This is a genomic window from Polyangium sp. 15x6 (assembly GCF_029960785.1).
GTDB lineage: Bacteria > Myxococcota_A > Polyangia > Polyangiales > Polyangiaceae > Polyangium.
On sequence record NZ_JASBQE010000003.1, the window covers coordinates 1 to 20,289 of the forward strand.

The 20,289-nt window shown below is 69.3% G+C and carries 22 protein-coding genes and 1 pseudogene; 15 read left to right on the forward strand and 8 right to left on the reverse strand.

Annotation, left to right across the window (positions count from 1 at the left end; genetic code table 11):
• Both QHF83_RS02935 and QHF83_RS02940 read right to left on the reverse strand, forming a co-directional pair.
• Window positions 1–375, reverse strand: a pseudogene (locus QHF83_RS02935) (hypothetical protein); the annotation flags it as partial.
• Window positions 376–460: 85 nt separating this feature from the next.
• Window positions 461–1,498: an AraC family transcriptional regulator gene (locus tag QHF83_RS02940; protein ID WP_282416211.1), complete on the reverse strand. Its 1,038-nt coding sequence runs from the start codon at window positions 1,496–1,498 to the stop codon at window positions 461–463.
• Window positions 1,499–1,986: 488 nt separating this feature from the next.
• On the opposite strand from QHF83_RS02940, the gene QHF83_RS02945 reads away from it, so the two are divergent.
• The 7 genes from QHF83_RS02945 to QHF83_RS02975 all read left to right on the forward strand — a co-directional run bounded on the left by QHF83_RS02945 (window position 1,987) and on the right by QHF83_RS02975 (window position 10,201).
• Window positions 1,987–3,081 (forward strand): Spy/CpxP family protein refolding chaperone, encoded by a 1,095-nt coding sequence (locus tag QHF83_RS02945; protein WP_282416212.1) that lies wholly within the window; start codon window positions 1,987–1,989, stop codon window positions 3,079–3,081.
• A 12-nt stretch (window positions 3,082–3,093) separates the two neighbouring features.
• Complete coding sequence (locus tag QHF83_RS02950) at window positions 3,094–3,642, forward strand: RNA polymerase sigma factor (RefSeq protein WP_282416213.1); 549 nt, start codon at window positions 3,094–3,096, stop codon at window positions 3,640–3,642.
• A complete protein-coding gene (locus QHF83_RS02955) occupies window positions 3,629–4,021 on the forward strand; it encodes a hypothetical protein (RefSeq protein WP_282416214.1) in 393 nt (130 codons plus the stop codon). The genes QHF83_RS02950 and QHF83_RS02955 overlap by 14 nt, the downstream gene beginning before the upstream one ends.
• The gene (locus QHF83_RS02960; RefSeq protein WP_282416215.1) at window positions 4,018–4,434 is read left to right on the forward strand and encodes a hypothetical protein; all 417 of its coding nucleotides are present in this window, start codon (window positions 4,018–4,020) and stop codon (window positions 4,432–4,434) included. The genes QHF83_RS02955 and QHF83_RS02960 overlap by 4 nt, the downstream gene beginning before the upstream one ends.
• 393 nt (window positions 4,435–4,827) lie before the next feature.
• Window positions 4,828–8,493 carry a serine/threonine-protein kinase gene (locus tag QHF83_RS02965; protein ID WP_282416216.1) on the forward strand — a complete coding sequence of 1,222 codons (3,666 nt, stop codon included), beginning with the start codon at window positions 4,828–4,830 and terminating at the stop codon, window positions 8,491–8,493.
• Between the two features lie 109 nt (window positions 8,494–8,602).
• Window positions 8,603–9,712, forward strand: coding sequence for an S-(hydroxymethyl)glutathione dehydrogenase/class III alcohol dehydrogenase (locus QHF83_RS02970; RefSeq protein ID WP_282416217.1), 1,110 nt, complete (start codon window positions 8,603–8,605; stop codon window positions 9,710–9,712).
• A gap of 39 nt (window positions 9,713–9,751) precedes the next feature.
• The gene (locus QHF83_RS02975; RefSeq protein WP_282416218.1) at window positions 9,752–10,201 is read left to right on the forward strand and encodes a hypothetical protein; all 450 of its coding nucleotides are present in this window, start codon (window positions 9,752–9,754) and stop codon (window positions 10,199–10,201) included.
• 9 nt (window positions 10,202–10,210) lie between these two features.
• Here QHF83_RS02975 and QHF83_RS02980 read toward each other — a convergent pair whose 3' ends face one another.
• Together QHF83_RS02980 and QHF83_RS02985 are read right to left on the reverse strand one after the other, a co-directional pair.
• Window positions 10,211–10,654, reverse strand: coding sequence for a hypothetical protein (locus QHF83_RS02980; RefSeq protein WP_282416219.1), 444 nt, complete (start codon window positions 10,652–10,654; stop codon window positions 10,211–10,213).
• Window positions 10,655–10,707: 53 nt separating this feature from the next.
• Window positions 10,708–11,193, reverse strand: coding sequence for a hypothetical protein (locus QHF83_RS02985; RefSeq protein WP_282416220.1), 486 nt, complete (start codon window positions 11,191–11,193; stop codon window positions 10,708–10,710).
• A gap of 115 nt (window positions 11,194–11,308) precedes the next feature.
• Between QHF83_RS02985 and QHF83_RS02990 the strand changes: the two genes are divergently transcribed.
• Genes QHF83_RS02990 through QHF83_RS03000 form a run of 3 tightly spaced genes read left to right on the forward strand, consistent with a single transcriptional unit; the run spans window position 11,309 to window position 14,504 of the window.
• On the forward strand, window positions 11,309–12,358 hold the full coding sequence (locus tag QHF83_RS02990; RefSeq protein WP_282416221.1) for a hypothetical protein: 1,050 nt from the start codon (window positions 11,309–11,311) through the stop codon (window positions 12,356–12,358).
• A 55-nt stretch (window positions 12,359–12,413) separates the two neighbouring features.
• Window positions 12,414–13,613 carry a VWA domain-containing protein gene (locus tag QHF83_RS02995; RefSeq protein ID WP_282416222.1) on the forward strand — a complete coding sequence of 400 codons (1,200 nt, stop codon included), beginning with the start codon at window positions 12,414–12,416 and terminating at the stop codon, window positions 13,611–13,613.
• Window positions 13,614–13,634: 21 nt separating this feature from the next.
• Window positions 13,635–14,504 carry an RNA methyltransferase gene (locus tag QHF83_RS03000; protein WP_282416223.1) on the forward strand — a complete coding sequence of 290 codons (870 nt, stop codon included), beginning with the start codon at window positions 13,635–13,637 and terminating at the stop codon, window positions 14,502–14,504.
• Window positions 14,505–14,514: 10 nt separating this feature from the next.
• On the opposite strand, the gene QHF83_RS03005 is transcribed toward QHF83_RS03000, so the two are convergent.
• Window positions 14,515–15,069: a GNAT family N-acetyltransferase gene (locus QHF83_RS03005; protein ID WP_282416224.1), complete on the reverse strand. Its 555-nt coding sequence runs from the start codon at window positions 15,067–15,069 to the stop codon at window positions 14,515–14,517.
• A 192-nt stretch (window positions 15,070–15,261) separates the two neighbouring features.
• On the opposite strand from QHF83_RS03005, the gene QHF83_RS03010 reads away from it, so the two are divergent.
• The gene (locus tag QHF83_RS03010) at window positions 15,262–15,741 is read left to right on the forward strand and encodes a hypothetical protein (protein ID WP_282416225.1); all 480 of its coding nucleotides are present in this window, start codon (window positions 15,262–15,264) and stop codon (window positions 15,739–15,741) included.
• On the opposite strand, the gene QHF83_RS03015 is transcribed toward QHF83_RS03010, so the two are convergent.
• Both QHF83_RS03015 and QHF83_RS03020 read right to left on the reverse strand, forming a co-directional pair.
• Window positions 15,742–16,302 (reverse strand): hypothetical protein, encoded by a 561-nt coding sequence (locus tag QHF83_RS03015; RefSeq protein WP_282416226.1) that lies wholly within the window; start codon window positions 16,300–16,302, stop codon window positions 15,742–15,744.
• 47 nt (window positions 16,303–16,349) lie between these two features.
• Window positions 16,350–17,084, reverse strand: a complete 735-nt coding sequence (locus QHF83_RS03020; RefSeq protein ID WP_282416227.1) for a hypothetical protein — start codon at window positions 17,082–17,084, stop codon at window positions 16,350–16,352.
• Between the two features lie 97 nt (window positions 17,085–17,181).
• On the opposite strand from QHF83_RS03020, the gene QHF83_RS03025 reads away from it, so the two are divergent.
• Entirely contained in the window at window positions 17,182–17,538 is a 357-nt protein-coding gene (locus QHF83_RS03025; RefSeq protein ID WP_282416228.1) for a hypothetical protein, read from the forward strand.
• Between the two features lie 401 nt (window positions 17,539–17,939).
• Window positions 17,940–19,046 (forward strand): EVE domain-containing protein, encoded by a 1,107-nt coding sequence (locus QHF83_RS03030; RefSeq protein ID WP_282416229.1) that lies wholly within the window; start codon window positions 17,940–17,942, stop codon window positions 19,044–19,046.
• 126 nt (window positions 19,047–19,172) lie between these two features.
• Here QHF83_RS03030 and QHF83_RS03035 read toward each other — a convergent pair whose 3' ends face one another.
• Entirely contained in the window at window positions 19,173–19,625 is a 453-nt protein-coding gene (locus tag QHF83_RS03035) for a hypothetical protein (protein WP_282416230.1), read from the reverse strand.
• 13 nt (window positions 19,626–19,638) lie between these two features.
• Here QHF83_RS03035 and QHF83_RS03040 point away from each other — a divergent pair, with 13 nt between their 5' ends.
• Together QHF83_RS03040 and QHF83_RS03045 are read left to right on the forward strand one after the other, a co-directional pair.
• Window positions 19,639–19,953, forward strand: coding sequence for a DUF5713 family protein (locus QHF83_RS03040; protein ID WP_282416231.1), 315 nt, complete (start codon window positions 19,639–19,641; stop codon window positions 19,951–19,953).
• A 2-nt stretch (window positions 19,954–19,955) separates the two neighbouring features.
• Window positions 19,956–20,261, forward strand: coding sequence for a hypothetical protein (locus QHF83_RS03045; RefSeq protein WP_282416232.1), 306 nt, complete (start codon window positions 19,956–19,958; stop codon window positions 20,259–20,261).
• Window positions 20,262–20,289: the final 28 nt, after the last annotated feature.

Consider the following 20,289-nt stretch of genomic DNA (forward strand, 5'->3'; position numbering starts at 1 on the left):
GCCCATGCCGCCCGCGCCAGCCATCCCGCCTGCGCCACCAGCACCGCCCATGCCGCCTGCGCCGCCCATTCCACCGGAGCCGCCCTCGCCGCCTGCGCCGCCGCTGCCACCGCTGCCGCCCGCGCCCCCCTCGCCGCCGAGTCCGCCGGAGCCACCCGCGCCGCCTGCACCGCCCTCGCCACCCGTGCCCCCGGCACCGCCGGGACCCATCCCTCCGATGCCGCCCGTGCCTCCGGCGCCGCCGGGACCCATCCCGCCCGGTCCGCCCGTCCCACTGCTGGAACTCCCGCTCGTCGTGGGCGACTCGGCGTCGCATCCGACGCCGCCGGCGAGGCTCGCGACGGTGAAAAGGAAGATCGCAACGCGGCTCTGCATGAAGGCTCCTCGTGAAGGGGGTGACGGGGCGATCCTCCCATTGCCCCTCCGATTCACGCGAGATCCGCGCGCGCCAGAAATGAGATCAGGGCGCGCCAGAGCGAGCCCGCGCCCCGCGCATCTGGCTCGCCGCGACGCCGTACCAGCGCTTGAATGCGCGCAGGAACGCGCCCGTCTCGCGGTACCCCAGGACCACCGCGATCTCCGCGAGCGGCATCTCCGTATCGCGCACGTAGGCGCCGGCCATCTCGCGCCGCAGCCCGTCGACGAGCTCCTGGAACGTCGTGCCCTCCTCCGTCAAGCGTCGCTGGAGCGTGCGCGGGCTCATGGAGAGCGCGCGCGCCACGACCTCGAGATCGGGCGCTCCGTCACGCAACTTCTCGAACACCCGCTGTCGCACCTCCCCGAAAAAGTCGTGCGGTCGCTCGCGCGCCACGCGGGAGCGCTCGGCGTGACGATCGAGGACCGACAAAAGCCGCGGATCCGACGTCGCGAGCGGGAGAACGAGCGCGTCGCCGGGGAGCGCGAGCCCCGTCGCGCCTGCGTCGAACTCCAATCGAGGCGTCCCGAGCGCCTCGGCGAGCGCCGAGGTATCGCGCGGCGCGGGGTGACCGAACCAAGCGCGCTCCGGAACGACGGAGACACCCGAGAGCGCGCGGGTGCGTAGGAGCACGAGGACCACGAAACACTCGTTCGCGTGCCGCCCGAGGCACAACGGCGCGCCGGGAATCCGCTGCTGGAGGAGCCCCACGCCGCCGCGCTCCTCGAAGGTCGCCACGACCAGATCGTTGAGCAGCGCCGTGTAACGAGCGACGCGGACCAGGGCCTCGCGCACGGTCGGCGCGCTCAGGCAACTGAACTCGAGCAGGTCGTAGGTGCCGCGTTCTAGCTGCGCGGCGAGGTGCACGCCGAGGAACGGATCGCTCGCGACGCGGGCGGCCTCGTCGAGGAACGCGTAGAGCTTTGCGAGCGGCAGGACGACGTCGGGCTCGGTTTCGGCGCCGGGCGGCAGGCCGAAGGCCTCGACGAGGGGGGACGGATCGACGCCGAGACCCCGGAGACGCGACAGGATCGGGCCGACGATCTGGGAGCGCATCGGTCGCACGAGGGCACGCGCAGGCATCGCGGCAAAGACTATAGCCGGAACGAAAGGCGCCATTGTCCTTGGCGAGAGCGGCTGTGTCCTTGCGGAACACGACCCCGCCCTTGGCGCGAGGCATCGTGTCCTTGCGGAACACGCCCCCGCCGTTGCGGAACACGACCCCGCCGTTGCGGAACACGCCCCCGCCGTTGCGGAACACGCCCCCGCCGTTGCGGAACACGCCCCCGCCGTTGCGGAACATGACCCCGCCCTTGCGGAACATGGCTCCGCTGTTGCGGAACACGACTCCGCCGTTGCGGAACACGACCCCGCCGTTGCGGAACACGCCCCCGCCGTTGCGGAACACGCCCCCGCCGTTGCGGAACATGACCCCGCCGTTGCGGAACGAAACCCCGCCCTTGCCGCGGGAGAGAAAAACATCGCCCTCGCGTAGGGATCGGCCGGCTCGCCCCGTCAGTTGGATCGAGACCTCGCTGATGTATCGAGAGCGAGGCCGAGGAGAGACCATCATGTTCACCCGTACCCAGAAGTTCTTCGCGCCCCTTACCTTCGCTCTTGCCCTCGCCATGGGCGGTTGTGCGTCGGCGAGCCCGGACGAAGAGGTCGCCTCGGCCTCGGAAGCCTCGCAGGAAACCCAGGCGGCTCCGCACGAGCGCGGTGGCAAGTTCGGTCGTCACCACGGCGGCGGCGAGCTGCTCGTGACGGCGCTCCACGAGCTCGACCTGACGGACGCCCAGCGCAAGACCATCGAGGGCGCGCTCTCGACGCTCGGCGACACGCACGAAGCGGATCGGAAGGCGTTCCACAAGGCGCTCGCCGACGGCGTGCGCGCCGGCAAGATCGACGAGGCCGCCGTGAAGGCGAAGCTCGGCGACGGCGAGAAGATCGCGAGCGAGCGGCGCGCGGCCGTCGCGAAGGCGCTCACCACGCTGCACGCGACGCTCACCCCGGCCCAGCGCGCCGAGCTCGTGACGCACGTCGAGGAGCGGATGGCGAAGCACGGGCCGGAAGGCATGAAGCACGCGCGGCGCCACGGCCCCGAGGACGGCGAGCGCGGGCCGCGTGGTCCCGAGGGCGCGATGCGTGGTCCCCGTGGCCCCGAGGGCGCGATGCGTGGCCCGCGTGGCCCCGAGGAAGGCGAGCGTGGTCCGCGTGGCCCCGAGGGCGCGATGCGTGGTCCCCGCGGCGAGCACGGGCCGATGGGCTTCTTCCTGCACGGGCTCGAGCTCCGCGACGAGCAACGCGAGCAGATCAAGACGGCGCTCGAGGCCGCGCGGCCCGAGAAGGCCGAGAAGCCCGAGGGGATGGATCGGGAGGCGTGGGCGAAGAAGCACGAGGAGATGCGCGCCCGGATGAAGGCAGCGTTCGACTCGTTCCGGAGCGAAAAATTCGACGCCGAGGCGCTCCTGCCCCCGAAGGAGATGCGGCCGATGGGTGGTGATCACCTCGTGAAGGCGCTCTCCGCGATCGTGCCGGTGCTCGACGCCGAGCAGCGGAGCACGCTCGCGCAGCGGATCGAGGAAGGCCCCCAGATGCCGCCGCATTTCCGCGGCAAGCACGGCGGGCGCGAACACGGCGAGACGCAGGCGCCGCCCTCGCGGTAGAGTCCGGCGCGCATGTCCGTCGATCTGAGGCTCGTCGCAGCGCGTGTGGCCGGTGGAGACGTGGCGGCCTTCCGGCCGATCGTCGACCACACGCGCGTGCCGCTCTATCGGCTCGCGGCGCGCCTCGTCGGCAACCTCGCCGACGCCGAGGACGCGCTCCAGGACGCCTACGCCAGCGCCTTCCGCGCCCTCTCGGAAGGTCGCTACGATGGCCGCGCCAAGATAGAGACCTGGCTCTACCGTATCGTGACGAACGCGTGCGTCGACCTCCTTCGCAAGCGCCGCGAGCGTCCCGCCGAGGAGACGGGCGAGCCCCGCTTCGACGGCCTCGTGCGCGCCGAGGCGCGCGTCGCCTTGAACGAGCTCGACGCGATGCTCAAGGCCCTCCAGCCACAAGATCGCGCGGCCCTCGTGCTCGTGACCGTGGAGGGGCTCTCGGCGAAGGAGGCCGCCGAGGCGCTCGGATGCAGCGAGGGGGCGCTCGAGCAGCGCCTCGTGCGAGCGAGGGCCGCGCTGCGCACGAAGACCGAGGCGGGGGAGGTGTCCGATGGCCACGCGTGAACAAGATCCGCTTTCGCATCTCGCAGCGCTCGCCCACGCCACCGAGGATCTGCGCCCGACCGACGAGCTCACCGAGGCCGTACTCCTCGCGATCGAGCCTCCGGACGATCGGCTCGCGCGGATCGCCCGTGAGACCTCGGATCTCGCTCCGAGCGAGGATTTCGTGTCGTCCGTGATGGCCAAGGTAGGCGTAGGCGCGGCGAGCGGCGCGCGTCCGGCCGAACCTCCGTGGTCGTCCGGCGTCGTCCGGTTCGGCCGGTTCGCCCTGATCGGCGCCGCGGCGGCGGCGGTCCTCGGACTCTGGCTGTCGCGAACGGCGGAGACAGGCTACGACTCGGCCGTCCTCGAGTCGGTGGCCTCCATCGAGGTATACGAATGAAATCCCGCCTGCTCCCCGCCTTCGTGCTCGCGGGCGTGTTCGTGCTCGGCGGCGTCGCCGGCGCGGGCGCGATGCGCGCCTACATGCTCCAGGACCTCCGCTCTCGCTTCGGCGGCCCGCCGGGCGAGGTGCGCACGCACCTGCGTGTCGAGTCCATGCGCCGGCACCTCGACCTCACGGCCGATCAGGTGGTCCGGGTCGAATCGATCTTCCGCGATACCGACGGCGAGCTCGAGCGCACGATGAAGCCTTGTCGCGACGGACTCGAAGCGCTGCACAAGAGCACCGACGATCGGATCGTCGAGATCCTCGACGCCTCCCAGCGCGTGCGCTTCCAGGAGTTCGCCGAGAAGCGCAAGCGAAGGCCCCACGGCCCGTTCCCACCGCCGCCGCCGGGCCCGCCGCCGGAGTGAGCCGCCGCGCCGGGGCGCTGCCCCGGACCCCGCGGGGGCTGTTCGCCCCTCGACCCGAACCAGGGCAAGCCCTGGACTCGGGTTGGAAGAACCGCGCGATGCGCGGTTCTTCCAACGGCCGGTGCAAGACCAGGGGCAGCGTTGCCGATCGAAATGGCAGCGCGGCTGTTTTGGCTGGCAGGGTCGTCGCTGGTCTTGCCTCGGGCCTGTTCGATGAACTGCGCATCGCGCAGTTCATCGACCCCGGGTCCAGCGCTTGCGCTGGTCCGGGTCCAGGGGCGGATAGCCCCGGTGGGGCCTGGGGCAAAGCCCCAGCGCAGCGGCACCCAGATGAGACCCATGGGGGTGAGCCTGGCTTTACGCGCCCCACATCCAGGCGTTAGGCTGCCGCCCGTGACCCCGGCCGAGCTCTTCGGCGGCCGTTTCGCCATCGAGCGGCTCGCCAGCGCGGGCGGCATGGCCGAGGTGTATCGCGCGATCGATCGCGCGACCGGCGCGCGTGTCGCGCTCAAGGTCCTGCACGCCGCGGGGGCTCCGTTCGCTGGCCACTTCGCGCGGGAGAGCTACGTCCTCGCCGGGCTCGATCACCCTGGCATCGTCCGGTACGTCGCGCATGGCGCCGCGCCCTCCGGCGAGCTCTTCCTCGCGATGGAGTGGCTCGAGGGTGAGGACCTCGCGCAGCGCTTGAGGCGCGGGCCCCTCTCCATCGCCGAGACCCTCACCCTCGGCGTGCGTGTCGCCGAGGCCCTTGGCGCCGCGCATGCGCGTGGCGTCGTGCATCGCGACATCAAGCCGAGCAACCTCTTCCTCCCGGACCGCGACATCGGCCGCGTGAAAATCCTCGACTTCGGCATCGCGCGGCCCCAGGCCACGCGGCCTGCGACACGCACGGGCATCCTCCTCGGGACACCGGGCTACATGGCCCCCGAGCAGGCCCTCGGCGCGCGCACCGTCGATCCTCGCGCCGACGTCTTTGCCCTCGGGTGCGTCCTCTACGAGTGCCTCGTGGGGCGACCCGCCTTCGAGGCCGAGCACCTCATGGTGCTCCTCTCCAAGATGCTCGCGCCCGAGCCCCCGCGCCCCGCCGACCTTCGCCCCGACACGCCCGCCGCGCTCGACGAGATCATCGCCCGCATGCTCTCGCACGAGCCCGCGCACAGGCCTGCCGACGGCGCGGCCGTCGCCGTCGAGATCGCCATGCTCGACGACGCGGAGACGGCCTGGGTCCAGGGCGGCGTGCCCTTCCATCGCCTCGGCGCGGCCACGCCGATCGAGGATCTCTTCGAGGTCACCGGCGTCGGGCTCCCCGACGACGTGCCCACCTTGGACGCGGCCAAGCGGCTCGGCGACGGCGCGTCCACCTTGCCCCTCGACGCCTGGTATCGCCAGAGCGCCTCCCCAGGCGCCCCGCAAACGCAGGTGCTCCCCGGCGCCTCCCTCGCGCTCGCCGGCTCCGAGGACGACACCACGCTCGTCCCCCACACGCTCCTCGGCCGGCCTTCGCCGTGTGTCGGCCGCGAGCGCGAGATCGACGAGGTCTTGCGGGCGTTCGGTGCGGTCGTCTCCACGGGCAAACCCTCGGCGCTCCTCGTCACCGGCGAACCGGGGGTCGGCAAGTCCCGCCTCGTCGCCGAGGTCGTCCGCGCCCTCGATCAGCGCGGCGGCCTGCTCGACGCCGAGGGCATCGTCCGCCCCGTCTCCGTCTTCACCGCCGAGGCCGCGCCGCTCGCTCAGGGCGCCGCCTTCGCCCTCGCGGCCGACCTCGTTCGCAATGCCGCTGGCCTCTCCCGCGCGGACTCGCTCTCCGCGAGGCGCGACAAACTCCTCGAACGCCTGGCGCGGCACCTCTCGCCTGCGTCGGCGGGCCGCGTCGTCGAGTTCCTCGGCGAGCTCACGGACGTGCCTTTCCCGGACGACACGAGCGTCCCGCTCCGCGCGGCGCGGCAGGACGCGCGGCTCATGGGCGATCACCTCCGCCGCGCGTTCGAGGACTGGCTCGCCGCCGAGTGCGACGCGCGGCCCGTGCTCGTCGTGCTCGAAGACCTCGCCCGCGCCGACGCGGCGAGCATCGGCCTCTTCGAAGGCGCGCTGTCGAGCCTCGCCTCGCGCCCGCTCTTCCTGCTCGTCACGGACGCGCCCCCGTCCTTCGCGGCCGGCCGCGCGCGCGCCTTGCCCCTTCCGGCCCTGCTCTCCGATGCGGCACAGGCCATCGTCCGCCATGGCCTCGGCGAGGCCGCCGAGCCCGCGCTCATCACGCGGATCGTGCAGCGTGGGCTCGGCAGTCCGTATCGCCTGGAGCTTCTCACGCGTGCGGTGCGAGCGGCAGAAGACGTTCCCTCCGGCCCGACGCCCGAGCTCGTCCGCCGCGCCATCGACTCGCTCTCGCCTCTCGCGCAGCGCCTCCTCCGCGCCGCGAGCGTCTTCGGCGCGCGCTTCTGGCCCGGCGCCCTGCTCTCGGTCCTACCCGGCGGCGCCTCCGCGCGCACAGGCACCGAGCCGTGGCAAGCCGAGCGCAAAGCCCTCGCCGAGCTCGTCGCGGCCGAGCTCGTCGTGCGTCGCGGCGGTCGTATCCCGTGGGGCGAGGAGCACGTCTTCCGGCACGTGATCGTCCGCGAGGTCGCGTATGCCTCGCTCGACGACGGGGAGCGCGCGCGGCTGCACCTCGCGGTCGGCGCGTGGCTCGAGCGCGCGGGCGACACCGAGCCGGCCGTCCTCGCCGAGCATTTCAGCCTCGCCGGCGCGCCCGATCGCGCCGTCCCGTGGGCGGGCCTCGCGGCCGAGGCCGCCTTCGAGGCCAGCGACTTCGACGCCGTCCTCGCGTGGGTCGCGCGCGGCATCGCGGCCGCCTCGGCGGGCGAGGTCCGCGGCGCGCTCCGGCTCTTCGAATCGCAGGCTCGCAAGTGGAAGGGCGAGCATCGGGCCGCCCTCGAAGCCGGCAGCGACGCGCTCGGCCTCTTCCCGGTCGGCAGCCCCCTCTGGTACAGCGCCGCGGGCGAGGTCGTGCTCGCGGCGGGCAACCTCGGCGACGACGCCGCGCTCGGGGCCATCTTCGAGGCGCTCTCCGCGCTCGGCGCCGAGGGCGAGTCCGGCGGCCCGCACGTCATCGCCGTCGCGCGCGCGGCGCTCCAGCTCCTCATGGCCGGCCACCACGACCACGCCGAGGCCATGTTCCGAGCCCTCGACACCCTCGACCGCCGCGTCGTCGCCGTCGACCCCGAGGTCGCCGCGTCCGTGCACCGCGCCCGCGCCTTCCGCGCGCTCTTCGCGGGCGACGCAGGCACGAGCGTGCGCGAGTTCGAGGCCGCCGCCGTCCGCTTCGAGGCCGTCGGCGATCTCCGGAACGCCTGCGTCCAGCGGGCCAACGTCGGCTCCGCGACGAACGAGCTCGGCGATTACGCGCGGGCCGAGGCCTCCTTGCGGGATGCGCTCGCGCAGGCCGAGCGCCTCGGCCTCGGCGCGCTCGTCGCGCACGCGAAGCTCAACCTCGCGCTCGCCCTCGCGCGCCAGGGCCAGCTCACCGAGGCCCACGCCTTTGCGCGCGAGGCGCTCACCACCTCCACGCGCCAGGGCGACCGCCGCGTCGAGGGGTATGCGCGCCTCTACCTCGGCATGATCCGCCTCGCTGGCCGGGACCTCGCGGCGGCCGAGGCCGAGGTCCGCGCCGCGATCGACCTCCTCGCCGTGCACCCGCCCGTCCGCGCGCATGCGCTCGCCGTCCTCGGGCAGATCGCGCTCTTCCGCGGCGACGCGCGCGCGGCGCTCGGTCCCGCGGACGAAGCCATGCGCTTGCTCGAATCCCTCGGCGGCATCGAGGAGGGCGAATCGCTCGTGCGCCTCGTGCGGGCGGAGGCGCTCGCGTCGCTCGGGCTCGAGGCCGAGGCGCGCGAGGCGATCGTCTCGGCGTACGAGCGCCTCGACGACCGGGCCTCGAAGATCCGTGATCCGCTCTGGCGCGCGTGGTTCCTCGAAGCGGTACCGGAGAACGCGCGCACCGTGGAGCTCGCACGTGCGTGGGGCGTGGCCGAAAGTGCTTCGCAAGACGACGACACGAGCGCGTGAGAAGGGTTCTTCGCGACGATTTTTCGTGTGACGGCGAAAGGCCTCGTCGCTACGATGCGCGCGCGGGCGCCGGGAAAGCCCGCGCTGTTCGAGGCCGGAGGACGACACCATGAAGATCAAAGCCGCGGTCGCGCATAAACCCAACGCGCCGCTGAGCATCGAGGAAGTTGATCTGGAGGGCCCCAAGGAAGGGGAGGTCCTCGTCGAGATCAAGGCGACCGGTGTTTGCCACACCGACGATTACACGCTCTCGGGCAAGGACTCCGAGGGCATCTTCCCCTCGATCCTGGGGCACGAGGGCGCGGGCGTCGTCGTCGACGTCGGCCCCGGCGTGAAGAGCGTCAAGAAGGGCGATCACGTCATCCCGCTCTACACGCCCGAATGCCGCCAGTGCAAATTCTGCCTCTCGCGCAAGACGAACCTCTGCCAGGCCATCCGCGCCACGCAGGGCAAAGGCGTCATGCCGGACGGCACGAGCCGATTCAAGATCGGCAATGAGACCGTGTACCATTACATGGGCACGTCCACGTTCGCGAATTACACCGTATTGCCCGAGATCTCCGTCGCGAAGATCCGCGAGGACGCGCCGTTCGACAAGGTCTGTTACATCGGTTGCGGCGTCACGACGGGCCTCGGGGCGGTCATTTACACGGCGAAGGTCCAGCCCGGTGACAACGTCGTGGTCTTCGGCCTCGGCGGCATTGGCCTGAACGTCATCCAGGGCGCGAAGATGGCCGGCGCGAACATGATCGTCGGCGTCGACCTGAACCCGGCGCGCAAGGAGATGGGCGAGAAGTTCGGAATGACTCATTTCGTCAACCCGAACGAGGTGCAGGGCGACCTCGTGCCGTATCTCGTGAACCTCACGGACGGCGGCGCCGATTACTCCTTCGAATGCGTCGGCGACGTGAGGGTCATGCGCCAGGCGCTCGAGTGTTGCCACAAGGGCTGGGGCGAGAGCATCATCATCGGCGTCGCCGCGGCGGGCCAGGAGATCGCGACGCGCCCGTTCCAGCTCGTCACGGGCCGCGTGTGGAAGGGCAGCGCCTTCGGCGGCGCCCGCGGGCGCACGGACGTGCCGAAGATCGTCGACTGGTACATGGACAAGAAGATCAACATCGACGACCTGATCACGTACGTCTTGCCGATCGACAAGATCAACGAGTCGTTCGATCTCATGCACTCGGGCAAGTCGATCCGCACCGTCGTCACTTTCTGATCTTTGCGTCCGCGACCGGGGCGGGGTAGACCCTCGCACATGAGGGGATCCATCCTCGCCCTGGCCTCGCTTCTCGCCCTCGCCGGTTGCGAGAAATCCGTGCCGCCATCGACCTCGCAGCGCGTGACGCTCGTCCAGAAAGGCCCGGCCCAGATCGAGCTCGTGCCGGCCGCGGGGCAGCCCCCTTATTGCCTCGTCTTCACCATCGCCGAGGGCGGCCCCATCCGCCACCTCACGATGCTCGAGGACAAGCTCTCGCCCGATTGCCCGGCCGGCGAGCCCATCGTCGGCAACGTCTTTCGGATCCCGCCGCGCGAGGGCAAGGTGAAGATCTTCGTCGTCTTCTCGGATCGCGCCCTCGAAGCCGACCCCATCGCGCGCCAGATCAGCGATCTCGTCTCCCAGAAACAGCCCGTCACCGCGATGGACCTGCGCGCGCCCGGCCGCGTCGTCGTCGAGACGCTCGAATTCACGCCCTCCTCGGGATAGCGGCGCGTTTCACCTGGGGTGCACGCTATGGCGTGCTGCGCGGCGGATCTGGTCGATGCGGGCGCGGGCTTCCTGCTCGCCGGTAGCGAATTCCATGGGAAATGGTACGCGTGATGGGGAGAGGATCCGGGCCGCGCGATACATGGTCATCACGACCATGCGTATCGAGAAGCTCCCGCCATAGGCGACGATGTGCCGGATGGGGTAGGGCTTGTCGCGCTCCAGCCAGACCGCGCGCGCGCCGGGCTCCAGCGATTCGATCTGCGTCGCGTCGACGATGGCGTAAAAGCGGCCGACCTTCTCGCCGATCGTGTCGTAGATCTCCTTCATCCGCACGGTGTCGGCGGTCGTCGTGCTCCCGCGGAAGGCGATGAAGACGAGATCCGGCCGTTCCAGCCGGATTTCGTTGCGGCTCACTTCCCAGGTCGGCTTGGGGGAATCGAAAGGATCCACTCGGCCGTGTATGCTACCAGCGACCGAGCGCGGGCACAACCACGCGCGAACGCTCACGCGGACGCGCAGGCGTACCCCGCCTGGCTGCCGAGCGCGGCGAGACGCGTGCGCGCTTCTTGCTCCGTGGCGGCAAACTCGATGTGAAAATCGAAAACCGAAGGCACGAGCAGCCGCCCGGCACGGTAGACCGTCATGATCACGGTACGTGTCGGGAAGCTGGCGCCGAAGCAGACGACGTGACGTAACGGATAGACCTTTCCTCCGCGCGTCCAGGCTGCACGCGCGCCGGCCTCCAGAAATACGAGGTCGCTCGCGTCGAACAGGATGTCGAATTTCCCGACTTGCTTTCCGATCGCGATGTAGACATCCCGGATCTGTTCGGCTTCTGCGGCGCTCGTCGCGCCGCGGAAGGCAACGGAAACGAGGTCCGGCCGCTCCAACCGGACCACATGACGACCGACCACCCAGCTCGGCATGGAGGAATCGATAAGGTCCATTCGAATGATGCTACCAGCAGCGCCAGGCGGGCACAACAGCACGAACGGTCACGATACTGCTATTTGGTGTCGCGGAAATCGTCTCGGTCGAAAACCGATTTCGCGCACAGCGGATACGGATACAGCATGAGCCGTACAATGATGGTATGTTCGCTGTATGTCAGCGTCATGCCGTCATGTTGGAGCTGTATCTCTCCTCGGCGCGCTCCTCGCGGGCTGCGGCGAAGCACCGGCAATCGAGGCGACCGCCACCGCCTGGCCCGAGGCCGACGCGCTCTTCCACGCCGATCCCCGCTGGCTCGGCGCCGACGACGCTTACTCCGTCGACCTCGGCGGCGGCCGCGTCCTCTGGCTCTTCGGCGATAGCTTCATCGCCACGAGCGACGCGAACGTCCGCGGCGAATCTCGCCTCGTGCGGAACAGCATCGCCATCCAGAATGGCTACGACCCGAGCGAGGCCGCGATCGCGTTTTTCTGGAACGGGCCGAAGGACGAGCCCGCTTCCTTTTTCCCCGAGAAGGACGGCATCTGGTACTGGCCCGGCGACGGCGAGCGGGTAGGGGACGAGCTCTTCCTCTTCATGATGGCCGTCCGCGCCGCGAGCGGCGGCCTCGGCTTCGAGGTGTTCGATGCCGACGTCTTCGTCGTCGAGAACCCCGACGACGCGCCGCCCGCGTGGGTCATGAAGGAGCTCGAAATGCCCTCGAACGACGATGGCGTCATCGTCGGCTCGGCGAGCGTGCTCGCGCATGACGGGCACCTCTACGCATTCGGCGCCGACGAGTCCGGCGGGCACGACATCCACCTGACGCGCTTCCCCCTGCCCGCGTCGGGCCATATCGATTTCACGAAGCCCGAGCCGCTCGGCCTCGCCTTCGAGGACGGGCAAACCGAGCTCACGGTGCACCACGACCGCGCCCGCGACCTCTGGATCAGCGTGCAGACCGAGGGCTTCGGCGCCTCCGATCTCGCGCTCCGCACGGCAAGCGACCTCCGCGGCCCCTATTCCGACCTCGAGACCTTCTACCATCCCCCCGAATCCGACCGCGAAGACACCATCGTTTACGCCGGCAAGGGCCACTCCGAGCTCGAAGGCGCCGATCTCGTGGTCACGTATGCCTCGAACAGCCTCGATTTCCCCACGCTCGTCGCCGATACCTCGCTCTATTTCCCGCGCTTCGTGCGCGTGACGCTCCGCACGCCCTGAAATCGGCTCCGCGCTGCCACTATCGTCGCGGTTGCCGATCGGGTAATCTCGATCCATGCTGCATCGATCTTTCTCCTCGACTTGGGCTGCCCTCGCGGGCGTGATGGGCCTCGTGATCGCGTCGGCGTGTGGCGACGCCGGATCCAGCGCTTCTGGGAGCGGCGCATCGGGCGCTGCATCGGGCACCGGCGGTATGGGCGGCGGGGGCGGGGGCTCGGCGGGCGCGGGCGCGGGCACGTTCGGCTGCAATCCGGCCTGCGTCGAGCCGCAGACGTGTAGCTCCGTGGGCACGTGTATCGATCCCGGCACGTGCGCGGCCGACGGCGACTGCTCGCCGGGCATGAAGTGCGACGGCGCCACGAAGACGTGCGTGCCGGGCGGCGGATGCGGCGCGCAGGAGGCGAAGGTCGAGACCATCCCGCCGAACATGCTGCTCGTGCTCGATCGCTCCTGCTCGATGACGGCGCTCGTCGGCAACGTGACGAAGTGGGACATCGCCGTCGCCGCCATCAACAAGATGACGACCGATTATACCGGCAAGATTCGCTTCGGCCTCACGCTCTTCCCCGACCTCGTGACCCCGAATTGCCAGCAGGACGCGATCCCCATCCCCGTCGGCCCCGACAACGAGGCGGCCATTCAAGAGCTTCTCACGGCGGCGCTCGTGAAGGCCGACAAGTATTTCCCGGACGGCCCCTGCGTCACGAACATCCAGACCGCCGTCACGCAATCGACGACCGAGCCCGCGTTCAACGACGCCGATCGCGACAGTTATGCCGTGCTCATCACGGATGGCAAGGAGACGTGCGGCGCGGACGCGACGACCGAAATGGAAATCAAGAACCTCTTCGAGCAGCGCGGCATCCCGACGTTCGTGATCGGCTTCGGGGCGGGCATCGATCCGGCGCAGATGAACGAGTTCGCGGCCGCCGGCGGCGTCCCGGCCGCGGGGGCGAACCAGTATTACGACGCGTCCGACCAGGCGAGCCTCGACATGGCGCTCGCGACGATCGCCAAGAAGACGCTCTCCTGCGCGTACACGCTCGACACGGTCCCGCCGAACCCGAGCGAGATCTACGTCTTCTTCGACAACACGACCGAGGTGAGCCGCGACGACACGAAGACGGACGGGTGGGACTACGATCCGGGCAAGAACCAGGTCGTCTTTTACGGCCCGGCGTGTGATAGCTTGAAGAACGGCGTGGTCATGGACCTCGACATCGTCCTCGGCTGCCAGGAACCCACGCCGAACTGATCGGAAGGTTTGCCCTCGTTCATGAAGCAGAAGCCCGACCCGCGCGCCCCCGGCGCCCAGGCCCCCGAGGTCGTCCACGGCCTGCGCGCCGGCCTCGCCGTCTTCGCCCGCCGCCCCGACGACATCCTCGCCGTCTCCTATGGCCGCGAGGTGCGCCGCGACCTCGAAACCCTCATCCGCTGGGCGGCGGCGCGCCGCGTCCCCTGCCACGAGCTCCGCGACGACGAGCTCGAGCGGATCGCGCACACGAAGAACCACGAGGGCCTCAGCCTCCACACGCGGCCGCGGGCGTGGCTCGGGACGAACGAGCTCGCGGACATGCTGGTCCGGACGCGCGGCGCGGCCATCGCGCTCGAGCGCGTGCGGAATCCCTACAACATCGGCGCCATCGTGCGGAGCGCGGCGTTCTTCGGCCTCGACGCGGCGCTGCTCGGCGCGCCGGCCCCGCACCCGGGCCTGCCGCCCGACGCCGTGCGTGTGGCCGAGGGCGGCGCCGAAGAGCTCGCCTTTGCCCGCACGACGGACCTGCCCGACACCCTCGCGCGCCTCCGCGCCCGAGGGATCTCGATCGTGGGCGGCGAGAGCGACGCCGCGGCGAACGCGTTCGGGTATTCGTTCAAGCGGCCGGTGGTCCTGGTGCTCGGCCACGAGCGCGAGGGTCTGTCCGAGCGAGCCAAGGCGCAATGCGACGCGCTCGTGGCGATCCCGGCAGCCGGGGCGGGGACGGTCGGGTCGCTGAACGTGTCGATCGCGGCGAGCGTGCTCCTGGCGGAGGTTGTCCGGGAGAACTTGCTCGGGAAAAACCCGGCGCCCGCGTCGGCGGCGCCTGCCGGTTCCCCTGCGCGTCCACCTGCCGGCCCGCCGCGGGGGCGTCCGCCGCGGCGACGCTGATCCCTGCCTTTCACCCCACCTTCCGCGCCCGCGTCGTCCCCAGCGTCTTCCGCACCAGGATCCGGTCTCCCGCTTCCCCCATCCGGACGAACCCCGCCTGCAGAAACGTACCGAGCGGCCCTGTCTCCTTCCCGGGCCGCGTCTTCGGCGGGTACGCGTCCAGGAACGTCTCCCCTTCGGCCGCCAGCGCGCTCTCGGCCTCGGCGAGCAGCACCCGCCCGAGCCCGAGCCTTCGGTAGCGCGGGACCACGAGCAGGCAGGCCACCGTCGGCACCCGCCCCGTGGTCGCGGCGGCGCTCGGCCCGAACGCCGCGAGCGCGCCGACGAGGCAGAGCCCCGCGGGAAAACCCCCCACGTACCCGGCAAAACCTTTGAGCTTCCCGGAGCGCATGTCGGCTCCCAGAATCTCGACCACCTCCCATGGGTCGAGCTCCGGTGGCTGTCCTGACAGACCGGGAAAAACGGCGTCCGGCACCTCGTCGAGTTCGTGCTCCAGCAGCGCCAGGCTCTCGGCGACCGTGGTGGGTTCGTCGGCGGAGACGGGAAGGACGTACGTGTCGAGCATGGGTTTTACGGGACCGAACGCAGAGTCCCCTCAATGAGCTCCATGTGTCGAACGACCCGATCGTCCGGAAAAAAAGTGAGGCGATGAAAAATAAATCCCTCTCCGCGGGAAAACCGTAGGGCAACCCACGCTGCCTGGCGAGTGCACGAGAGGCATCGCGGCGGGCGGCGGGGCGCGTTATGTTTGGGTTCGATGGTCCGGAAGTTCGGGCTCCCCGTCCTCACGCCTCGGCCGCCGCTGCCGACGGTCGATGCCATGCGCAAGCGCCTCGGCGGGCGTGCCTCGACCGAGCCCGGGACCGGGGACGCGGTCACGTTCACCACGCCGGGCGGCGTTCGCCTGATGGGCGTCGTCCTGTTCGTCCGGGGAGACGAGCTCGACGTGTGGGTCGACGAGAACGTGGTGCGCCGGACCCGTCGCGCGGCGGCCGCCCCGCTCGACGCCGCGCTCCCGCGGGACCTCGTGACGATCGCCGCCGACGCCCGGGTCTTCGCCACGCTGACCGAGGGCCAGCGGATCCGCTACCTCGACGAGGGGCGCGTGGACGAGGGCACGCTCGTCGAGAAATGCAGGTTCGGCGCGCTCGTCGAGCGCGCCGACGGCACGATCGTCGGCCTCGGCTTCCGCAGGCTCTGGCCCGCGGACGCCGTGCCAGCGCGCGAACCTTCGTAGCTAGAGGCAGCTACAGATCGGATCGTTGATCGCGCAGGCGCAGCCCGTCGTGACCCGAGTGTTCGGTTTTCCCGGGACCGAGGTCGCGTCGTGCTTGTGCTGTTGCGGTTTCAGGCCGGTCGGCTGGTCCGGTGCTGTCTTCGGCTGCGCTTCGACTTCGGGCGGCGCTTGCGCCTCGACCGGCACCTTTGGCGCCTGGGCCTCGGCGGCCTCGGGCTTCGAGACGTCGTTCGTCGCGGTCGGCGCGGGCTCGGGTTTGCCGCAGGCCGCGACGAGCAGCGACGCACCCACGGCGAGGCGCAGGCGCGGCAAACTCCGGGCGGCCGGGGGACGCGGCTCGCGCTCGCGGAAGAGGACGTTCCCCTCCTCGTCGTGCTCCACCCGCACGCAGAGCGAATGCGGCCGGGCCGAGGCGATCAGGCGATCGGCCTCCTCGGGCGAGAGCTCGGCGAGCGCGACGACCTGCTTGTCGCACGAACCGCAATGGCGTCGCGCCTCCGAACCCGTCATCGACTCCCAGCGCTCGCTGCAAGGCTCGGCGATGTGGAAGCGTCGAAGCATGGGGAAGAGTGTACGCCGGCAAGCCGGAAAAGGGGAGCCCTCGGGCGCTACGCCCCGCCGAGACGGGCCTGCGCGAACGTCCCCAGGCCGTTCACGACGACCGGGGGGATCTCGTGCGCCCCGCCGTGCGGCACCCACGTCACGCCGGCTTTCGCCGAGGTCATCATGTCCCGCAGGATCTCGGCGCGCCCGAAGGGCAGGAGCGGATCACGCCGCCCGTGCGAGATGAACGCGGAGAGCCGCTCCCCGACCGCATCGAGCCCGGCCTGCCAGCGGTCGCCGCCGAGCCGGGTCCCCGAGAGCACGGCGAGGCCGGCGAACGGCTCGCGGAGGTGGGTCACGAGCTCGGTCGTGACCATGGCGCCCTGGGAAAACCCGCCGATGAGGAGCTGATCGCGCCGCACGCCGTGATCCTTCACGAGGACCTCGATGGTCTCCGCGAGCGCATCCCGCGCGGGCGCGAGCCCCTCGGGCACCTCGTCGAGGCGCTTCATGGCGCCGTCGATGTCGCCGCGCATGAGCAACGTCATCAGCCGATCCATGCCGATGTCCCACCAGGCACGACCGCGCATGCCGGGGCCGACTTCGACTTCGAGGGGGGCTTCGGGGAAGAACCAGCGGACGCCGCGGCCGGCGTCGATGACGCGGCAGAGGCTGACGAGGTCTTCCCCGGGCGCGCCGAAGCCGTGGCAGAGGAGAATCGCGGGGCCGTCGCCGCCGCCGCGGTGATCGTCGCCGCCGCGGGCGTGGACGCGGAGGGGGCCGAAGGTGCGGGGTTCCATGGGGCGGGACGGTAGCAGGATTTCGAGGGGGTGGGGGAGGAGGGGCGGCTGCCGTGCTTGACAGGGCTCCGGGCCCAGCCATTACGCTCGCTGCCCCATGCCCGGCTCGTTGTACCACGCTCGACAGTTCGGCAGGCTTCCGTATCGCGGGAACGACCAGCGGGAGCACTGGGAAGTGGATATCATCGACGGAGACATGGACGTCGTCTCGTATTCGTCCTGGCAGGAGCTCGTGGAATACAGCGCGCGGCTCGGCGTACCGGTCGAGGTATGGCCCGACTTCACCGACGGCCACGGCGAGGGCATCGATGTGCCGCTCGATCGGGTCGATCGGATGCAGGGGGACCTCCGGGAGGCTTTGCGCAGATTGACCCCCGCCGAGGTCGCCGGGCACGCGTTGCTTGCGCGTATCGTCGGGTACCTTGCTCGCGGGGAGAAGGTGTTTTTCTGTTGAACAATACGAGGCAGGCTGATTTCGAAGGCCTCGAACACGGATTCGTAGGGTCGCCACCAAGCCTTCGCGCAGAAATCGAATCCTTCTCGGAGCGCTCGTGCGAAAGCTTGCAACGAGTAGTCATCCGGCCGGGACGATGACTGGCTCAGTGAAGGCGAGGCAACGGCAAGTGGGTAGTACTTCGCCTCGACGCACATGAGGTCGAGGTCATGAGGAAAAGTTCTTGTTCGGAACACCACGTGTGTTCGGGAGGGCCCGGTACTCGAGACGCGCTCTCGGTTGGGTCGGGCTCAGGAGTTTGTAGTATGCTGAGCCCATCGTCGATACCTCAGGGCTCTCCGTCCGAGGACTTCCTGGCCCCGCTAACCCATGCCGACCGTCAACCACGAGGAAGAGACTCGATGACTCACCTCATCACGCTGTTTTCCCCGGAAACGTATCGCCGGTTCTCAGAATCCAAGCGGGACACGAGTGCCGTGCGCATCCGCCAGCAGAAAGCGGCGGAGCGGGTGAGCGTCGGCGATTTTTTGGTTGCGTACATGACCGGACTCTCGAGGTGGGTGGGGCTCTTCGAGGTCACAGGTCGTGCCTACCGAGACCAAACACCTATCTTCGCGGAGAAGGACGATCCATTTGTTGTACGGTTGCCCATCAAGACGCATGTGTGGCTAGCGCCACAGCACGGCCTTCCGATCCACGACCGCGCGTTGTGGCAAAAGCTCTCTTTCACGAGGGGCCACGAGCCGAACTCGACACTTTGGACCGGCTCGGTCCGGACAAGCCTGGCGCCGCTCGACGCCGCCGACGCCAAGCTGCTTGATGCGCTGCTCCGCGCCCAGGCCGGAAAGCTGATCAACTACCCACTCGATGCTAGCGAGGCCCGATTGATCGAGGAGCACCGTGTCCGGCGTGAGGGCGGTGAAGTCACGGTGAGCGTGCCCGAAGATGCAGTCGATTTGTCGTCGAATTCGCCAAAACTCGCGCGCGAATCAGTAAGGGTGCAGGCGCTTCTTGCAAAGATCGGCGCTACCATGGGTTTCCGGGTGTGGATTCCGACGAGCGATCGCGCCAGCGTCCTGCGCGAGCAGCCTGCCGTGGAGCCAAGCCTCCTGCAGCAACTCCCGCTCAACTACGATAACACGACGCTCAAAACGATCGAGAACATCGACGTGATCTGGTTGAAGGGGCGCTCAATGGCGCGCGCGTTCGAGGTCGAGCATACGACGGCGATCTATTCGGGGATCCTTCGCATGGCTGATCTGCTCGCCCTGCAGCCAAATATGGACATTCGGCTCCATATTGTCGGTCCAGAAGACCGCCGTCGCAAGGTTTTTGATGAAATTCGCCGTCCGGTCTTCTCCCTCATCGAAGGCAAGCCGCTCCAGGAACGCTGCACCTTCCTTTCCTATGATAGCGTTGATGAGCTCGCGAAGCTACCGCATCTCGGGCACGTCAACGACAGTATCTTGTCGGAATATGAGGATGATGCACGCTCCGAGGGAGCATGATGTCGAGCCCAAGTTGTCGGATCGGCTGATACCGAGAGTGGCCCACCGAGTGGTTTGGCTGTGCTTTGCCCAGAGGCAGAGTCGGAATCCTCCCATGCTACAATCAATCAACGAACGCCGCGCAAGTCACCAAGCCTTCGCGCAAAAATCGAATCCTTCCCGCAGCGCTCGCGCCAGTCTTTGCAACCAGTAGTTATACGGCAGCTCATCGAGCGTGTACCGGCCGAGGACTGCACGTAACTCGCTGCACTTGGCGAGCACGTCCTCCATCGGGAGATTCTCTTCGAGCTCCACGTCCTCGTAAAATGGCCAGGTTTCGGGTGGAATCCCGAGCTGCTGCTCGGCGAGCTCCTGGAGCTTGCTGATTGAGCTCCAGGACATGTTCTCGGAATCCAGGTCGGCTCCGACCAATCCCAGATTCCCGCCGTCATCGCCCGGCGGCTCCAGACGGAGATTCTTGCCGATGTAGATGGTCGCGCCCATCGCCCGAGCATAGGACGGCGCGCGCATCGCATCAAGCATGCGTCGGCTTGTGCCGATGGCCGAGGGGTGGCATGCTGCCGCGCGCAAAATGACCATCGAGAACGAAACCGTGAAGCAGCGAAAATTCCTCGCGTCGATGATCGAGGACGACTACTACCCGAAGCACCTCGTCGAGAAGGGGCAGCGGCTGCTCGCGGCGCTGGCGGAGCGTATCGAGAAAGATGCGCCCAAAGGAAGCGCGGTCTACGCGCTCACGCACACGACGACCGAGGCATTCAACGAGCTCCAGGAGGAGTTTTACGAAGCGGAGAGTGAGATCGAGACCGTCGCGCGTGAGGCCATCGCGGAGGACATCGGCTTCATCCTCGACGCCTATGGGTACGAGTTCGACATCGAAGAGGCGATCGCGCCGCGGGATTGGTGACCGTGCTCGGCGTCCAGGTCCAGATCGTGCGATTCGCCGATGACGCGCAGCCCGGCTGGGTCGAGTGCCACTTGATCGACGCGCACGGCCGCCGCTGGTCGTTCCTCGAGAAAGTGCCGGTCGTCACCCTGGCGCCCTTGGACGAGCAAAGCGAGTACCCGCAACCGGGCATCGTCGCTTGCGAGGTCCTCACGCGGCGCGGAGGGATTGCCCGCATCGATACGGCCCAGCCGTGGGCCATTGAATCGACCGAGGGGGAGACGCAATTCGATGTGCAGGAGTCCCTCCTGGTCGAGGTCGACTGGTAAGGACGGCAGCGGCGCGGGGACGTCCGGC

Coding starts and splice junctions, on each gene's coding strand:
- QHF83_RS02995 (WP_282416222.1), top strand. CDS start 12,414: ATGCTGCATCGATCTTTCTCCTCGACTTGGGCTGCCCTCGCGGGCGTG.
- QHF83_RS03010 (WP_282416225.1), top strand. CDS start 15,262: ATGGTCCGGAAGTTCGGGCTCCCCGTCCTCACGCCTCGGCCGCCGCTG.
- QHF83_RS02955 (WP_282416214.1), top strand. CDS start 3,629: ATGGCCACGCGTGAACAAGATCCGCTTTCGCATCTCGCAGCGCTCGCC.
- QHF83_RS02940 (WP_282416211.1), bottom strand. CDS start 1,498: ATGCCTGCGCGTGCCCTCGTGCGACCGATGCGCTCCCAGATCGTCGGC.
- QHF83_RS03020 (WP_282416227.1), bottom strand. CDS start 17,084: ATGGAACCCCGCACCTTCGGCCCCCTCCGCGTCCACGCCCGCGGCGGC.
- QHF83_RS03030 (WP_282416229.1), top strand. CDS start 17,940: ATGACTCACCTCATCACGCTGTTTTCCCCGGAAACGTATCGCCGGTTC.
- QHF83_RS02950 (WP_282416213.1), top strand. CDS start 3,094: ATGTCCGTCGATCTGAGGCTCGTCGCAGCGCGTGTGGCCGGTGGAGAC.
- QHF83_RS03015 (WP_282416226.1), bottom strand. CDS start 16,302: ATGCTTCGACGCTTCCACATCGCCGAGCCTTGCAGCGAGCGCTGGGAG.
- QHF83_RS02945 (WP_282416212.1), top strand. CDS start 1,987: ATGTTCACCCGTACCCAGAAGTTCTTCGCGCCCCTTACCTTCGCTCTT.
- QHF83_RS03000 (WP_282416223.1), top strand. CDS start 13,635: ATGAAGCAGAAGCCCGACCCGCGCGCCCCCGGCGCCCAGGCCCCCGAG.
- QHF83_RS03005 (WP_282416224.1), bottom strand. CDS start 15,069: ATGCTCGACACGTACGTCCTTCCCGTCTCCGCCGACGAACCCACCACG.
- QHF83_RS02970 (WP_282416217.1), top strand. CDS start 8,603: ATGAAGATCAAAGCCGCGGTCGCGCATAAACCCAACGCGCCGCTGAGC.
- QHF83_RS02990 (WP_282416221.1), top strand. CDS start 11,309: ATGTCAGCGTCATGCCGTCATGTTGGAGCTGTATCTCTCCTCGGCGCG.
- QHF83_RS03025 (WP_282416228.1), top strand. CDS start 17,182: ATGCCCGGCTCGTTGTACCACGCTCGACAGTTCGGCAGGCTTCCGTAT.
- QHF83_RS02960 (WP_282416215.1), top strand. CDS start 4,018: ATGAAATCCCGCCTGCTCCCCGCCTTCGTGCTCGCGGGCGTGTTCGTG.
- QHF83_RS02975 (WP_282416218.1), top strand. CDS start 9,752: ATGAGGGGATCCATCCTCGCCCTGGCCTCGCTTCTCGCCCTCGCCGGT.
- QHF83_RS03035 (WP_282416230.1), bottom strand. CDS start 19,625: ATGGTCATTTTGCGCGCGGCAGCATGCCACCCCTCGGCCATCGGCACA.